14 protein-coding genes are annotated in these 14,591 nt (G+C 73.5%); 7 read left to right on the top strand and 7 right to left on the bottom strand.

Annotated features, from left to right (window positions below):
- Nucleotides 1–181: 181 nt before the first annotated feature.
- The gene (locus ACFV6E_RS18775; protein ID WP_385160340.1) at nucleotides 182–478 is read right to left on the bottom strand and encodes an SHOCT domain-containing protein; all 297 of its coding nucleotides are present in this window, start codon (nucleotides 476–478) and stop codon (nucleotides 182–184) included.
- Between the two features lie 176 nt (nucleotides 479–654).
- Between ACFV6E_RS18775 and ACFV6E_RS18780 the strand changes: the two genes are divergently transcribed.
- From ACFV6E_RS18780 to ACFV6E_RS18790, 3 genes are all read left to right on the top strand, one after another.
- Nucleotides 655–1,230 (top strand): TetR/AcrR family transcriptional regulator, encoded by a 576-nt coding sequence (locus tag ACFV6E_RS18780; RefSeq protein ID WP_385160341.1) that lies wholly within the window; start codon nucleotides 655–657, stop codon nucleotides 1,228–1,230.
- Nucleotides 1,231–1,378: 148 nt separating this feature from the next.
- Nucleotides 1,379–1,963 carry a DUF4865 family protein gene (locus ACFV6E_RS18785; protein WP_385160343.1) on the top strand — a complete coding sequence of 195 codons (585 nt, stop codon included), beginning with the start codon at nucleotides 1,379–1,381 and terminating at the stop codon, nucleotides 1,961–1,963.
- A 68-nt stretch (nucleotides 1,964–2,031) separates the two neighbouring features.
- The gene (locus ACFV6E_RS18790; protein ID WP_385160368.1) at nucleotides 2,032–2,895 is read left to right on the top strand and encodes a phosphotriesterase; all 864 of its coding nucleotides are present in this window, start codon (nucleotides 2,032–2,034) and stop codon (nucleotides 2,893–2,895) included.
- Nucleotides 2,896–2,899: 4 nt separating this feature from the next.
- Here the strand turns inward: ACFV6E_RS18790 and ACFV6E_RS18795 are convergent, their stop codons facing one another.
- Together ACFV6E_RS18795 and ACFV6E_RS18800 are read right to left on the bottom strand one after the other, a co-directional pair.
- A complete protein-coding gene (locus ACFV6E_RS18795) occupies nucleotides 2,900–4,138 on the bottom strand; it encodes an ROK family protein (RefSeq protein WP_385160345.1) in 1,239 nt (412 codons plus the stop codon).
- Between the two features lie 51 nt (nucleotides 4,139–4,189).
- Nucleotides 4,190–4,840 (bottom strand): alpha-ketoglutarate-dependent dioxygenase AlkB family protein, encoded by a 651-nt coding sequence (locus ACFV6E_RS18800; protein WP_385160347.1) that lies wholly within the window; start codon nucleotides 4,838–4,840, stop codon nucleotides 4,190–4,192.
- A 90-nt stretch (nucleotides 4,841–4,930) separates the two neighbouring features.
- Between ACFV6E_RS18800 and ACFV6E_RS18805 the strand changes: the two genes are divergently transcribed.
- From ACFV6E_RS18805 to ACFV6E_RS18815, 3 genes are all read left to right on the top strand, one after another.
- Nucleotides 4,931–6,073, top strand: coding sequence for a methyltransferase (locus ACFV6E_RS18805; protein ID WP_385462856.1), 1,143 nt, complete (start codon nucleotides 4,931–4,933; stop codon nucleotides 6,071–6,073).
- A 173-nt stretch (nucleotides 6,074–6,246) separates the two neighbouring features.
- The gene (locus tag ACFV6E_RS18810; RefSeq protein ID WP_385160370.1) at nucleotides 6,247–7,428 is read left to right on the top strand and encodes an MFS transporter; all 1,182 of its coding nucleotides are present in this window, start codon (nucleotides 6,247–6,249) and stop codon (nucleotides 7,426–7,428) included.
- Between the two features lie 94 nt (nucleotides 7,429–7,522).
- A complete protein-coding gene (locus tag ACFV6E_RS18815; protein ID WP_385160351.1) occupies nucleotides 7,523–8,296 on the top strand; it encodes a maleylpyruvate isomerase family mycothiol-dependent enzyme in 774 nt (257 codons plus the stop codon).
- 30 nt (nucleotides 8,297–8,326) lie between these two features.
- On the opposite strand, the gene ACFV6E_RS18820 is transcribed toward ACFV6E_RS18815, so the two are convergent.
- The 3 genes from ACFV6E_RS18820 to ACFV6E_RS18830 all read right to left on the bottom strand — a co-directional run bounded on the left by ACFV6E_RS18820 (nucleotide 8,327) and on the right by ACFV6E_RS18830 (nucleotide 11,815).
- Nucleotides 8,327–8,992 carry a response regulator gene (locus tag ACFV6E_RS18820; protein WP_385462859.1) on the bottom strand — a complete coding sequence of 222 codons (666 nt, stop codon included), beginning with the start codon at nucleotides 8,990–8,992 and terminating at the stop codon, nucleotides 8,327–8,329.
- Nucleotides 8,989–10,368 carry a sensor histidine kinase gene (locus ACFV6E_RS18825; protein ID WP_385462862.1) on the bottom strand — a complete coding sequence of 460 codons (1,380 nt, stop codon included), beginning with the start codon at nucleotides 10,366–10,368 and terminating at the stop codon, nucleotides 8,989–8,991. The genes ACFV6E_RS18820 and ACFV6E_RS18825 overlap by 4 nt, the downstream gene beginning before the upstream one ends.
- 148 nt (nucleotides 10,369–10,516) lie before the next feature.
- Entirely contained in the window at nucleotides 10,517–11,815 is a 1,299-nt protein-coding gene (locus ACFV6E_RS18830; RefSeq protein ID WP_385160357.1) for a geranylgeranyl reductase family protein, read from the bottom strand.
- Nucleotides 11,816–12,021: 206 nt separating this feature from the next.
- Here ACFV6E_RS18830 and ACFV6E_RS18835 point away from each other — a divergent pair, with 206 nt between their 5' ends.
- Entirely contained in the window at nucleotides 12,022–13,377 is a 1,356-nt protein-coding gene (locus ACFV6E_RS18835) for a dipeptidase (protein ID WP_385462865.1), read from the top strand.
- 30 nt (nucleotides 13,378–13,407) lie between these two features.
- Here ACFV6E_RS18835 and ACFV6E_RS18840 read toward each other — a convergent pair whose 3' ends face one another.
- The gene (locus ACFV6E_RS18840; protein WP_385462868.1) at nucleotides 13,408–14,448 is read right to left on the bottom strand and encodes an NUDIX domain-containing protein; all 1,041 of its coding nucleotides are present in this window, start codon (nucleotides 14,446–14,448) and stop codon (nucleotides 13,408–13,410) included.
- Between the last annotated feature and the right edge of the window lie 143 nt (nucleotides 14,449–14,591).

Below are 14,591 nucleotides of genomic sequence, written 5' to 3' on the forward strand. Positions count from 1 at the left end.
TCAGTTACTGGGTTTTGGGGCGGGGGGCGGGCCCGGGCCGCCGTTACCCCCGGCGCGCGCGCGGGCGTGGGAAATTTTTGGGTGGGCGCGGGCCCTTTACTTTATTCGGGCCCGGGCGACGTCGGTGGCGTTCCGGGAAGCTTCGTGGTGGCTGCGCGGGTGGGCGCGTACGGGGCCGTGTTCATGTCGTTCCGCCCTTGCCCGTGCCGCCGAACTGCTCGTCCAGGACGGAGAGGCGGCGCCAGTACTCGTCCTCGTCGATCTCGCCCGCGGCGAAGCGGCGGCCCAGTACCGCGATCGGTGAGTCGCCGGTGGGGCGTGTGTCGGCCGTCTGCCGCCAGGGGCCGTGGCGGCCTCGCCACGCGGTGCGGCGCAGGAGGGTGACGCCGCCCATGACCACGGCCGCCCAGATCAGGGGGAGGAACAGGATCCAGGGGCCGGGGCCGTCACCGTTGTTCCAGTTCGCCAGCATGCGCATCGGGCTCATCTCCTCGGTCGGTCTGTCGTGTGGTGACGGTTCGAGACTGGCTCGGGTGAGGTGCGGTGGTCGTCGTACCGCCAGCGGCCGTTGGCGTACCTCCCCGGGAGTACGGGGGTCGACATGTGCTGCTCCTCGGGTGCGTCCTGTATTTCTCGACTTCTGTACCTACTGGTATGTACAGTGACCGCATGAGCACCCCGGAGCGACTGATCGAGTCCACCCGTGAGCTGCTGTGGGAACGTGGCTACGTGGGCACCAGCCCCAAGGCGATCCAGCAGCACGCCGGCGCCGGACAGGGCAGCATGTACCACCACTTCACGGGCAAGCCCGGCCTCGCCCTGGCCGCGATCCGGCGCACCGCCGAGGAGTTGCGGGCCGCCGCGGAGCAGGCGCTGAGTACGCCCGGGACGCCGTACGAGCGCATCGAGGCGTATCTGCGGCGCGAGCGTGATGTGCTGCGGGGGTGTCCGGTCGGGCGGCTGACGATGGATCCGGACGTGATCGCCAGCGCGGAGTTGCGCGCGCCCGTCGACGAGACGCTCGACTGGCTCCGGGCGCGGCTGGCCGGGATCGTCGAAGAGGGCGTCGAGCAGGGGCAGTTCGCTGCCGGGCTGGATGCCGGGGAGATCGCCTCGGCGATCGTCGCCACCGTCCAGGGTGGATACGTTCTGGCTCGCGCCTCCGGCTCCCCGGACGCCTTCGACGCCGGCGTGCGTGGGCTGCTGGCGCTGCTCGCTCCGGTCCGCTGAGTTAGCAGTCCTCCCGTCCTCGGGTTGTCGCGCTGCGCGGGCGGTGGGTCGGGGCCGCAGGTCGCGGACGCGATCGTCACGACCGGTCCGGTGGACAGTTCAGGCGATCGTCCCAACCGGCCCTTTGAGCAGCTCCTTGGAGGCCTTCATGCACGCCATGCAGTACGAGATCACGTTGCCCGCCGACTACGACATGGGCGTCATCCGCGACCGCGTCGCCCGCCGGGGGCACGCGCTCGACGACTGGGACGGGCTCGCGCTGAAGGCTTACCTGATGCGCGAGCGCGGTGTGGCCGGCTCGCCCGTCAACCAGTACGCGCCGTTCTATCTGTGGCACACGCCCGAGGGCATGAACTCCTTCCTCTGGGGCGGCCCCTTCCAGGGGATCGTCGACGACTTCGGGCGTCCTTTGGTGCAGCACTGGTCGGGTCTGGCCTACGAGGAGGGCGCCGCCTCCGGTGGTCCGGCCGAGGTCGCGGTACGGCGCAGGGAGTACGTTCCCGTGGGGGTGCCGGTGTCCGAGGTGATGGCGGACGCGGTACGCGACGTCGCGCGTACCGCCGCCATGGTCGGTGCCGTCTGCGCGGGCGCCGCCGTCGACGTCCGGACCTGGGAGCTGGTCCACTTCTCGCTGTGGGACCACGAGAGACCCAAGGCAGCGGGCGAGTTGTTCCGGGTGCTTCATCTTTCGCAGCCCGGGCGGTATCTGCTGCCACGGGGGCGGCAGTGGTGAGTTCGGAAACGGGGACGGTAAAGGTGAATACGGTTCGTACGGTGCTTGGGGACCTGCTTCCCGAGCGGATGGGTGTATGTGACGCGCACGATCATGTCTTTTTCAGCAGCCCTCTGCTTGCCGGTCAAGAATTGCGCGACGGCTCCGCTGCCGTGGCCGAGCTTGCCGCGTTCCGTGCCGAAGGTGGGGGCAGCGTCGTGCAGTGGAGTCCCTGGGGGACCGGGCGGCGTGCGGCGGATCTGCCTCGGGTCTCCCGTGAGGCGGGGGTTCACGTGGTTGCCGCGACCGGGCTTCATCAGGCTGCGCACTACGCGCCCGAGGCGCTCGGTGAGCTGCGCGGTCGGCTGGCCGAGGTGTTCGTCGCCGAACTGACGCGGGGTATCGGCACCTCCGGGGTCCGTGCCGGGCTGATCAAGGTCGCGGGCGGGTTCCATGCCCTCGATGCGCACGCCCGCTGGACGATGACCGCCGCGGCCGAGGCCCACCACGCCACGGGTGCTCCGATCGCCGTCCATCTGGAGCTGGGCACCGGTGCACTCGACGTACTCGACCTGCTGTGCGGGGAGTTGGGGGTCGCGCCGGACCGGGTGGTGCTCGGGCATCTCAATCGCTCGCCGGATCCGGTGGTGCAGCGCGAGGCCGCCGAGGCGGGTGCCTACCTGGCCTTCGACGGGCCCTCGCGTGCCCACCACGCCACCGACTGGCGGATGCCGGACGCCATGGCCGCCCTGGCCGAGGCCGGGTTCGGGCACCGGCTGCTCCTGGGCGGCGACACCACGACGGCCGCCGCTCGCTCGGTGAACGGCGGTCCCGGCATGCCGTATCTGCTGCGCCGGGTCCGGCCCCGGCTCGAACGCGCCCTGGGTGAGGAGCTGGTGGCGCGCATTCTCAGCGAGAATCCTGGGCGGGCATTCGCAGTCGGCTGGCGGTAGCCCTTCAGACCGCCAGCGCACCCAGCGGGTCGTCCAGTACCGGCTGCCACGCCAGTTCCGCCGCGCCCACCAGGCTGTTGTGGCTGAGGGTGCAGGCGAGGATCGGTACCCCGCCGCTCTGGCCCCACAGGCTGCGGTCGGCCACGACCGCGCGCAGTCGCGTCGGGTCGGCGTCCAGCAGGGTGCGGTGCAGTCCGCCGAGGATGATGCGGTCCGGGTTGAGGATGTTGACCAGGCCCGCGAGGCCCAGCCCCAGACGGTCGATCAGTGCCTCGGCCGCCGTGCGGACCGCCGGGTCCGCGTAGTGCTCCTTGACCAGGTCCTCCGCCTGCTTGAGCAGCGAGACCACGGGGCCGGGGGCGCGGCCCGCCGCCTCCAGGAGGGCCAGCGGGTCCGCCTCGACGTCCAGGCAGCCCCGGCTGCCGCAGTGGCAGGGGCGGCCCTCGGGGTTGACGGTGAGGTGGCCGACTTCGAGGGCCAGACCGGAACTGCCTGTGTGCAGGCGACCGTCCAGTACCAGTGCGCCGCCCACCCCGCGGTGTCCGGTCGCCACGCAGAGCAGGTCGCGGGAGCCCCTGCCCGCGCCGTGCCGGTGCTCCGCGAGTGCGGCGAGGTTGACGTCGTTGCCCGCCAGAGCGGGGCCTTCGATGCCTGCCTCGCGCACCCGCTCCGCGAAGATCTCCCTGACCGGTGCGCCCACCGGCCAGGCGAGGTGCAGCGGGTTGAGCGCCAGGCCCTCCGGTTCGGCGACCGCCGAGGGGACGGCGAGTCCCGCGCCGACACAGCGCCGGCCGGTCGCGGCCAGCAGTTCCGCGCCCGCCTCCACCACGGCCCCCAGCACCTGCGCGGGGTCGGCGTCCACCGTCTCGCAGCCCGGCGCGGTCGCGACGATCCGGCCGCCGAGGCCGACCAGCGCGGCCCGGAAACCGTCGGCATGCACCTGCGCGGCCAGCGCGACCGGCCCGTCCTCCGCCAGCTCGAGGCGGTGCGAGGGGCGGCCCTGGGAACCGGCGGCGGCCCCCGGGCGGGCGTCCACCCTGATCAGCCCCAGCGCCTCCAGCTCCGCGGCGACCGCGCCCGCCGTGGCCCGGGTGACACCCAGTTCGGCGGTGAGCACGGCACGGGTCGGCGCGCGTCCGGTGTGCACGAGCTCCAGCGCGGGTCCGAGCGCGCCACGCCCCCGGTCCAGCCGCGTCCGTGTGTTCCCTTCCCCCGCCGTCCGGGGGCCCGCCTTGCCGTTCATGGACGCGAGTCTCCCATGATCCCGTCGCGGCCGGTGCCCCTCGTACGCCGTCTAGAAGCCACTCGCGCGCAAGGTGATGTTCAGGCGGCCGGTGAGGCCCAAGTCGGGCGGCGCGGTGCCCGGGTGCACCCTCGGGACCCCGTGGTACGCGAGCCGTGAGGAGCCGCCGAACACGAACAGGTCGCCGCTGCGCAGTTCGACGTCCGTGTACGGTCTGCCGCGCGAGTCCGTGTTCCCGAACCGGAAGACACAGGTGTCGCCGAGGCTCAGCGAGACCACCGGCGCGTCGGACTTCTCGTCGCTGTCCCGGTGCATGCCCATCCGCGCGTCCGCGTCGTAGAAGTTGATCAGCGCGATGTCGTACGGGGCCGCGGTCGTCGCCTCGGCGCCCAAGGCGTCCCTCGCCGCCCGGCGGCCGAGGGCGCCCAGCCAGTCCGGGAAGGGCTTGACCGGGGCGTTGTCGCCGTCGACGACCGTGCGCGCGTACCCGTACGGGTACCAGTGCCGGCCCAGGCAGACCTGCCGGGAGGTCATGGTGCCCCCGCCCGGGGTGCGGACCGTGCGCAGTCCGGCCGGCGGCCTCGCCCACTCCCGGCACGCCCCGAGCAGCCGCCGCATGCCGTCGGCGTCCAGCCAGTCCGGCACGTGCACCGCACCCGGCGCCACCTCCGCCCGCTCGCGCGGGAACAGCTCTCCGTCCATGGCCTCCATCATCGCCGGAGGGACCGACATCGGCCGTCCGGGGCTCTGAGCTGCGGCTCCGCTAGCCTTGACCACACGATGAATGACCCGATGACCACACCCTGGGGCACGTACACGCTGGCCCGTTTTCCCGAGGATCCCCGCGACCGGCTGCGCGCCTGGGACGCGTCCGACGCCTATCTGCTGCGGCATCTCGCGTCGAGCGGCACCCCGCTGGACGGGACGGTCGTGGTGGTCGGCGACCGGTGGGGCGCACTGGTCACGGCGCTGGCCGAGCGGCGTCCCGTACAGATCACGGATTCCTTCCTCGGGCAGGAGGCGACCCGGGCCAACCTGCGGCGCAACGGGGTCGAGGAGGGTGCGGTGCGGCTGCTCACCACCCGCGACACGCCTCCTGACCGGATCGACGTCCTCCTCGTCCGCGTTCCGAAGAGTCTGGCGCTCCTCGAGGACCAGTTGCACCGGCTGGCGCCCGCGGTGCACGAGGGGACCGTCGTCATCGGCACCGGGATGGTCAAGGAGATCCACACCTCGACGTTGCGGTTGTTCGAGCGGCTGCTCGGGCCCACCCGTACCTCGCTCGCCGAGCAGAAGGCCCGGCTCATCTTCTGCACCCCGGATCCCGCGCTCGAACGCGGCGCCGCTCCGTGGCCGTACCGCTATCGACTGCCCGACGGGATCGGGCCGTTGTCGGGACGGACGGTCGTCAATCACGCGGGGGTGTTCTGCGCCGACCGGCTCGACATCGGCACCCGCTTCTTCCTGGGCCATCTGCCGCGCGGCCGCGACGGCGCGCGCATCGTGGACCTCGGCTGCGGCAACGGTGTCGTCGGTACGGCCGCCGCGCTGGCCAGTCCCGGGGCCGAGGTGCTGTTCCTGGACGAGTCGTTCCAGGCGGTCGCCTCCGCCGAGGAGACCTACCGGGCCAACGCGGACGGCTCCGCGGAGTTCCGCGTCGGGGACGGGCTGAGCGGCGTTCCGGACGCGAGCGTCGATCTCGTCCTGAACAATCCGCCCTTCCACTCCCACCAGGCGACCAGCGACGCCAGCGCCCGGCGGATGTTCACCGGCGCCCGGCGCGCGCTGCGGCCCGGCGGCGAGCTGTGGGTCGTCGGCAACCGGCATCTCGGCTACCACGTCACGCTGCGCCGTCTCTTCGGCAACAGCGAACTCGTCGCCGGTGACAACAAGTTCGTGATCCTGCGGGCCGTCAAAAGGGCCGTTCAGAAATAGCCCCGGTCCGCGGGGCGAGGGGGGTGCGGGGCCGGTACGGAGCCCGGCCCAGGTGTTGTTCACCCGCGCCCCTGTCGGCGCTTACGCGTGCCACCTGCTCCCTTGTTCGCGGTCGGGCGGGCCCTTACCCTGCTTTTGTGTCGCTGATAAACAAACTCTCCGGGCACAGTGTCGTGCCGGGTGACGACCTCGCCAGGCTCCGCCTCTCCCTGACCGCCTTCTTCGCCCTCGACGGCTTCGTCTTCGCCGGCTGGGTGGTACGGATCCCCGCCGTCAAGGAGCAGACCGGCGCCTCCGCCAGCGCGCTCGGCCTGGCGCTGCTCGGGGTCTCGGCCGGCGCGGTGATCACCATGATGCTCACCGGGCGGCTCTGCCGGCGCTTCGGCAGTCATCCCGTGACGGTGGTCTGCGGTGTCCTGCTGGCCCTCAGCGTGGCGCTGCCGCCACTGACCCACTCCGCGGTCGCGCTCGGCTCCGTCCTGCTGGTGTTCGGCGCCGCCTACGGCTGCATCAACGTCGCGATGAACAGCGCCGCCGTCGACCTGGTGGCCGCGCTGCGCCGCCCGGTCATGCCCAGTTTCCACGCGGCCTTCAGCCTCGGCGGCATGCTCGGCGCGGGGCTCGGCGGACTGGTCGCCGGACAGCTCTCCCCCACCCGCCATCTGCTCGGCCTCACCGTGGTCGGGCTGCTCGTGACCGCCCTCGCGGGCCGCACGCTGCTGCGCCTGGAGCCGCCCGTGCCGCCGGTACCGGCGGACCGCGAGCAGACGGGGCAGGACGCGGAGGGCGCGCCGCGCGGGCCCGACAGCCGTACCCGCGGGCTGGTCACCGTCTTCGGCCTGATCGCCCTGTGCACCGCCTACGGCGAGGGCGCGCTGGCCGACTGGGGCGCGCTCCACCTGGAACAGGACCTGGACGCGCACCCGGGCGTCGCGGCGGCCGGCTACTCGGCCTTCGCGCTCGCCATGACGATCGGCCGGCTCAGCGGTACGACGCTGTTGGAGCGGCTCGGCCGGACCAGGACCCTGGTGGCGGGCGGTACGACGGCGGCGCTCGGCATGCTGCTCGGATCGCTCGCGCCGTCCGTGTGGGCGGCCCTGCTCGGCTTCGCCGTCACCGGCCTCGGCCTCGCCAACATCTTCCCGGTGGCGGTCGAACGCGCCGGAGCGCTGGCCGGGCCGACCGGTGTCGCCGCCGCCTCCACCCTCGGCTACGGGGGCATGCTGCTCGGGCCGCCCGCGATCGGCTTCATGGCCGACTGGTACTCGCTGCCGACCGCGCTCACCAGCGTGGCGGTGCTCGCCTCGGTGGCGGCGCTGATCGGCTTCGCCACGCGCCGCGCGGCGGTCGGCTGAGCCGCGCAGGGGCGGCCGTCGGCCGGGGGAAGGGGAACGGAGGTTCCGCCGCGACCGCCTTCGTCCGCGCCGCCGCGTCCGGCACACTCGCCGCATGGAGACTGAGCAGTTTCTCGAAACGCTGGACAGCGAGGGCCTGTTGCTGGCCTCCGCCGCGGAGCGGGCCGGCCTCGACGCCCTCGTGCCGACCTGCCCGGGCTGGCGGGTACGGGACCTGGTGGGACACACCGGAGCGGTGCACCGCTGGGCGACCGGCTTCGTGGCCGAGGAGCACACCTCCCCCCGCCCCATCGCGGACCCGCCCGGCCAGGACAGCGAGGAAGGCGCGGACGGCGACGCGCTGCTGCGCTGGTTCCGCGAGGGGCACCGGCGCCTTGTCGACACCCTCGCCGCGGCCTCGCCCGACGTACGGTGCTGGGGCTTTCTGCCCGCTCCGTCGCCGCTGGCGTTCTGGGCCCGGCGGCAGGCACACGAGACGACCGTGCACCGGATCGACGCGGAGTCCGCGCTCGGCGGGACGCCGGACCCCATCGGCGCGGCGTTCGCGGCGGACGGGATCGACGAGCTGCTGACCGGCTTCCACGTCCGCGCCAAGAGCCGGGTGCGCAGCGACTCCCCTCGCGTGCTGCGGATACGGGTGACGGACGGGACCGGCGGTGGCGACGCGGGCGCCCCGGCGGTGTGGACCGTACGCCTGTCCGCCGAACCCGTCGTGACCGAGCGGGGTGACGGCGGCGACGCCGACTGCGAACTGGCCGGACCGGCCGACCAGCTCTACCTCGCGCTGTGGAACCGCCGCCCGTTCCCGGAGGTGCGGGGCGACGCCGAGCTCGCCGCTCTGTGGCGGAAGACGTCCGCCGTCGTGTGACACCCCTGTCCGACCTCCGGTACGGGCGTCCTAGCCCAGCCAGCCCGGCCTGACCAGGCCCGACTCGTAGGCCATGACGACGAGTTGGGCCCGGTCGCGGGCACCGAGCTTCACCATGGTCCGGCTGACGTGGGTCTTCGCCGTCAGCGGGCTGACGACCAGACGGCGGGCGATCTCGTCGTTCGACAGGCCGATCCCGACCAGGGCCATCACCTCCCGCTCCCGGTCGGTGAGCCCGGCGAGCGACCCGGCGGCGGCCGGCTCCTTCGAGCGGGCCGCGAACTCGGCGATCAGCCGCCGGGTCACCCCGGGCGAGAGCAGCGCGTCGCCCCCGACCACCGCCCGCACCGCCCGCAGCAGCTCCTCCGGCTCGGTGTCCTTGACCAGGAACCCGGAGGCACCGGAGCGGATCGCCTCGAAGACGTACTCGTCCAGCTCGAAGGTGGTGAGCATGACCACCTTCACGTCGCCGAGGTCCGGTGCGCCGGTGATGCGGCGGGTGGCCGCCAGGCCGTCGAGCCGGGGCATGCGGATGTCCATCAGGACGACGTCGGGCCGCAGTTCGCGCACCGTGCGCCAGGCCTCCTCGCCGTCGGCGGCCTCCCCGGCCACCGCGATGTCCGGCTGGGCGTCGAGCAGCGCCTTGAAACCCGCCCGCACCAGCGACTGGTCGTCGGCGAGCACTACGCGGATCACGGGGCCTCCCCGGGCGGCGGTGGCGGTGCGGGTGTCCTCGGCAGCGTGGATGTCCGCGGCGGTACGGGCGTCAGCGGCAGTACGGCCAGCACCCGGAAACCGCCGTCGGCGCGCCGGCCCGCCTCGATCGTGCCACCGAGGGCCGCCGCCCGCTCGCGCATCCCGGCGAGCCCGTTCCCGCTGCCGCCCGCGTCCGCACCGGTCGCGGGCCCGTCGTCGTCGATCCGCAGTCGCAGTGTGTCCTCGGCCTGCTCGACCAGCACGCGCGCGTGCCGCGAACCCGAGTGCCGTACGACGTTGGTCAGCGCCTCCTGGACGATGCGGAACGCGGCGAGGTCGGTGCCCGGCCTGAGCCCCGGCGCCCCGCCCCGCACCTCGACGGTCAGCCCGGCGCCCGCGGCCTGCTCGACGAGTTCGGGCAGCCGGTCGAGCCCGGGTGCCGGAGCGCGCGGCGCCTCGCCGGGCGCGCGCAGTGTGCCGAGCACCTGCCGGACCTCGCCCAGCGCCTCCTTGCTGGCCGCCTTGATGGTGGTGAGCGCCGTCCTGGCCTGTTCCGGGTCGGAGTCGAGGAGCGCGAGACCGACCCCGGCCTGGACGTTGATCACCGAGATGCTGTGCGCGAGGACGTCGTGCAGTTCGCGGGCGATCCGCAGCCGTTCCTCGTCGGCCCGCCGCGCGGCGGCCCGCGCACGCTCGGCCCGGTCGCGGTCCCACTGCTCGCGGCGTACCCGGAACAGTTCCGCGAGCGCCACGATCGCCGGCACCCAGGCCGCCGCGACGAGTTCCTGCCCCCAGGGGGCGGCCGTGTCCCCGGACGGCGGCAGCCACCGGTACAGCCAGTGCGCCACCAGCACGTGCCCGGCCCACAGCATGCCCACCGCCGTCCAGGCCGCCCTGCGGTGCCCGGCCACGACGGCACAGAAGCAGCCCAGGGCCACAGCGGCGAACACCGGCCCGTACGGATACCCGGCGCCCAGGTAGACCATCGCCGCGGCGGCCGTCGTGAAGACCACGGGGACCGGACGCCGGTTCCGCCACAGCAGCACGCCCGCGGCCACCAGCAGCAGCGCGCGGGCGAAGAGGTCGAGGGAGGCGCGGCCGCCCTGCTGGGCGTGGGCCGCGTAGTTCGAACCGCCGAGCACGAAGACGGTGAGGAGCACGGTGGAGCGCCAGGGGAGCCGGCCGGGACGGGCACCACCGGTGGTACTTGCGGTACGGGCGTCCGGGGCCTCGTCGTCCCCGTGCCGCCCCGGCGGCCCGTACCCGCCCGGCGGCCCGTACCCGCCCGGCAGTCCGTACCGGCCCGGCGGTCCGTGCCGCCACCACGCCGGTACTCCGTCCCGCCCCGGGAAGCCGCGGGTGCGCTGCTCTGCCATGCCGTCACGCTAGACGCCGCGGGGCGCCCGCCGCGTCAGCCGGGCGTGGTGATCACGGGTACTCCCCGGGGAGTACCCGTGCCCCGTAACCCACGCCCCGTCCGCCGCCTCGAAGGCCTCGGGCGCCTCGGGTCCACCGGGCTCCGGCTCAGTCCCCGGCCGGCTCGGCCGCGGGCCGGCCATCCTGCCGGTCGTTCTGGCGGTCCGCCTGGCGGTCGTTCTGCCGGTCCGCCTGGCGGTCGAAGGCCGTCAGCGCGCGGGCGGCCATCGGGTGCGTGCGCACCAGCTCGCCCAGTGTGGTGGCGCCGCGCGTGATGTTCGCGAACGCCTTCCAGGCGGGCCGGAAACCGGTCAGCGCGGCGTGGAAGACGCCGGGCCTGCGCTCGAACGCGGCGAGCATGCGCTTGCCGACGCTCATCTCGACGCCGAGGCCCGCCTTGACGGCGAAGGCGTAGTTCAGTGCCTGGCGCCGGGTGTCCACGGCGTCGTGCGCCTCGGCGATCCGGACCGCCCACTCTCCCGCGAGCCGCCCGGAGCGCAGCGCGAAGGAGATGCCCTCGCGGGTCCACGGCTCCAGGAGTCCGGCCGCGTCCCCGCAGACCAGGACCCGGCCGCGGGAGAGCGGGGAGTCGTCGGCGCGGCAGCGCGTCAGGTGGCCGGAGGAGATGCTCGGCTCGAAGCCGGCCAGGCCGAGCCGGCCGATGAAGTCCTCCAAGTAGCGCTTGGTGGCGGCGCCTTCGCCGCGCGCCGAGATCACGCCGACGGTGAGGGTGTCCCCCTTGGGGAACACCCAGCCGTAACTGCCGGGCATGGGGCCCCAGTCGATCAGGACCCGGCCCCGCCAGTCCTCGGCGACGGTCGAGGGCACCGGGATCTCCGCCTCCAGGCCGAGGTCGACCTGGTCGAGCTTGACGCCGACGTGCGCGCCTATCCGGCTGGCGCTGCCGTCCGCGCCGACGACGGCCCGGCCGAGGACGGTCTCGCCGCCCTGGAGGACGACGGCGACGGTACGCCGGTCGGGGACGGCGGAGCCGTGCTGCTCGACGCGGGAGACCGTGACGCCCGTACGCAGTTCGGCGCCCGCCTTCTGTGCGTGCTCGACGAGCTGCTGGTCGAACTCGGGCCGGTTGATGAGCCCGAACAGCATCTGCCTGGAGCGGCGGGTGCGCGCGAACCTGCCGTCGAGCGAGAAGGTGACCGCCTGCACCCGGTCCCGGAACGGCAGCTCGAAGCCGGGCGGCAATGAGTCGCGCGAGGGGCCGATGATGCCGCCGCCGCACGTTTTGTAGCGGGGCAGTTCCGCCTTCTCCAGCAACAGGACGCTGCGTCCCGCGACCGCTGCCGCATAGGCGGCCGAGGCGCCCGCGGGCCCCGCGCCGACCACGACGACGTCCCACACCCGCTGCACGTCGTCCGCCGAGTCCGCTGAAGAGTTCTCGCTGCTCACGATGGTCTGATGCTCCCGATCCAGCCGCCTGCCGCACCTTTCCCCCGCATCCTACGGCGGGCGTCGCCGCAGGTCGCTGTGGGAGGATCAGCAGTTATGTGCCCTGCACACCGGTCATACACCGGCACGTGGGGACGTACCACCGCCGTACAACGGGAAAACCCTTACAACTCGCGCACAACGTCGCACCCACAAGGAGCGTGCCCATGTCGTCGAATCCGGTCGCCGAGACCGTCGCCTCGCTGCTGCCCAGGGCGAAGGCGGAGCTCACCGAGCTGGTGGCCTTCAAGTCGGTGGCGGACTTCGACCAATACCCCAGGAGCGAGAGCGAGGGCGCCGCGAACTGGATCGCGGACGCGCTGCGCACCGAGGGCTTCCAGGACGTCGCGGTGCTCGACACCCCGGACGGCACGCAGTCTGTGTACGGGTATCTGCCGGGCCCCGAGGGAGCCAAGACCGTGCTGCTGTACGCGCACTACGACGTGCAGCCGCCGCTGGACGAGGCCGCGTGGGCCACGCCGCCCTTCGAGCTGACCGAGCGCGACGGCCGCTGGTACGGCCGGGGCAGCGCCGACTGCAAGGGCGGCGTGATCATGCACCTGCTCGCCCTGCGCGCGCTGAAGGCGAACGGCGGGATCCCGGTCGGCGTCAAGATGATCGTCGAGGGTTCCGAGGAGCAGGGCACCGGCGGCCTGGAGCGGTACGCCGAGGACCATCCGGAGCTGCTCGCCGCCGACACGGTCGTGATCGGCGACGCGGGCAACTTCCGGGTGGGCCTGCCGACGGTCACCACGACGCTGCGCGGCATGACCCTGGTGCGGGTGCAGGTCGACACCCTCGAAGGCAACCTGCACTCGGGGCAGTTCGGCGGTGCGGCTCCGGACGCGCTCGCCGCGCTGATCCGGGTACTGGACTCGCTGCGCGCGGAGGACGGTTCGACGACGGTCGACGGGCTCGCCTCGGACGCCCGCTGGGAGGGGCTCCAGTACGACGAGGCGGCGTTCCGCGCGGACGCCAAGGTGGTCGACGGCGCGGAGCTGATCGGCTCCGGCACGGTCGCCGACCGCATCTGGGCACGCCCCGCCGTCACCGTGCTCGGCATCGACTGCCCGCCGGTGATCGGCGCCACGCCGTCCGTGCAGGCGGGGGCCCGCGCGCTGGTCAGCCTGCGGGTGCCGCCGGGCACGGACGCCGCCGGGGCGACCAAGCTGCTCCAGGCCCACCTGGAGGCGCACACGCCGTGGGGCGCGCGGGTGCGCACGGAACAGATCGGCCAGGGCCAGCCGTTCCGCGCCGACACCTCCAGCCCGGCGTACGCGGCGATGGCCGGGGCCATGGCGGTCGCGTACCCGGGACAGGAGATGCAGTACGCCGGGCAGGGCGGTTCCATTCCGCTGTGCAACACCCTCGCGTCGCTGTACCCGGGCGCGGAGATCCTGCTGATCGGGCTCAGCGAGCCGGAGGCGCAGATCCACGCGGTGAACGAGAGCGTGTCGCCCGACGAGCTGGAGCGGCTGTCCGTGGCGGAGGCGTTGTTCCTGCGGAACTACGCGGCGAACTGACCGCGTTCACGGCGGGCGTGCGGGCGCGGGTCAGCCGACGGGGACCCCGGCCTCCAGGTAGAGGGCCGCGCCCCGTTCGCGGGCCCGCAGCGCCCAGCGCAGCCGCTCGTACCGTACGGGCGGCAGCAGGGTGGCGGCCTCCTGCTCGGTGACGAAGCGCCAGTCGCGCAGTTCGGGCCCGGGGAGCAGCAGGCTCCGGGCCTCGGCGGCACCGAGCCTGCCGCCGTCGAAGAGCAGCCGCAGACCGCCGTAGCCGGGCGGCGCGGCCCGCTCCCAGTCGACCACGAGGAGCCGGGGCACCTCGTCGAGCGTGAGGCCGGTTTCCTCGGCGACCTCCCGCATGCCCGCGCGCGCGGGTGCCTCGCCGGGCTCGACGACACCGCCGGGGAACTCCCAGCCGGCCTTGTACGTGGGGTCGACGAGCAGTACCCGGTCCCGCTCGTCGAAGAGGAGCACCCCGGAGGCGAGCGTCTCGGCGGTGGGCTCCGGTGTCTGCACGATGTCGCACACGGGCACCCCGCCGGTGCGGACGGCCTCGGCGATGCGCAGGGCGGTCTCGTACGGGGTGAGCGCGCCCGTGTCCACGGGGTGGGCGTCGGCGGTCAGCCAGGACGCGAGCGCGGTGCGGTAGGGCTCGATGTGGTCGTAGGACCACTGGCGCACGCGCATCTCGCCGTCGGGCAGGTCCGGGGGCACCTCGCGCCCGGCTATTCGCTCGCGCAGGATCGTTTCCGCTGGGGCGAGGAGCACATGCCGTACGGGGATCCGGCGGGCGGCGAGGCCACCGAAGATCTCGTCGCGGTACTCCTGGCGCAGCAGGGTCATCGGGACCACGAGGACGCCGCCGAGCTCCGCGAGCATGGCGGCCGCGGTGTCGATCACGAGACGTCTCCAGATCGGCAGGTCCTGGAAGTCGCCGACCTCGGCGAGGCGCTTGGGCGGCAGCAACTGCGCGAGCGCTCCGCCGACGACCTCGGGGTCGAAGAGTGTGCTGTTCGGGATCAGGTCGATCAGTTCCCGTGCGGTGGTTGTCTTACCCGCACCGAATGCACCGTTGATCCAGACGATCACGGTTCCCCCTCTTCTGTTGGCCCCCTGGGGCTTGCCCGCTCCACCCTGTCGCGGAAACCAGCCGCTGATGAGGAAACCCGGGTGCGCGGAACACGGGCCCGGGGGCCGGGAAACACCGCGGCGCCGGTGTTCCCACTGGGAAC

It is taken from the genome of Streptomyces sp. NPDC059785, from assembly GCF_042732375.1.
In the GTDB taxonomy this organism is placed as follows: Bacteria; Actinomycetota; Actinomycetes; order Streptomycetales; family Streptomycetaceae; genus Streptomyces.

Bases quoted from the DNA above. Each gene is read 5' to 3' on its own strand.
- ACFV6E_RS18775 (WP_385160340.1), bottom strand. From the start codon at position 478: ATGCGCATGCTGGCGAACTGGAACAACGGTGACGGCCCCGGCCCCTGG.
- ACFV6E_RS18780 (WP_385160341.1), top strand. From the start codon at position 655: ATGTACAGTGACCGCATGAGCACCCCGGAGCGACTGATCGAGTCCACC.
- ACFV6E_RS18785 (WP_385160343.1), top strand. From the start codon at position 1,379: ATGCACGCCATGCAGTACGAGATCACGTTGCCCGCCGACTACGACATG.
- ACFV6E_RS18790 (WP_385160368.1), top strand. From the start codon at position 2,032: ATGGGTGTATGTGACGCGCACGATCATGTCTTTTTCAGCAGCCCTCTG.
- ACFV6E_RS18795 (WP_385160345.1), bottom strand. From the start codon at position 4,138: ATGAACGGCAAGGCGGGCCCCCGGACGGCGGGGGAAGGGAACACACGG.
- ACFV6E_RS18800 (WP_385160347.1), bottom strand. From the start codon at position 4,840: ATGGACGGAGAGCTGTTCCCGCGCGAGCGGGCGGAGGTGGCGCCGGGT.
- ACFV6E_RS18805 (WP_385462856.1), top strand. From the start codon at position 4,931: ATGACCACACCCTGGGGCACGTACACGCTGGCCCGTTTTCCCGAGGAT.
- ACFV6E_RS18815 (WP_385160351.1), top strand. From the start codon at position 7,523: ATGGAGACTGAGCAGTTTCTCGAAACGCTGGACAGCGAGGGCCTGTTG.
- ACFV6E_RS18825 (WP_385462862.1), bottom strand. From the start codon at position 10,368: ATGGCAGAGCAGCGCACCCGCGGCTTCCCGGGGCGGGACGGAGTACCG.
- ACFV6E_RS18835 (WP_385462865.1), top strand. From the start codon at position 12,022: ATGTCGTCGAATCCGGTCGCCGAGACCGTCGCCTCGCTGCTGCCCAGG.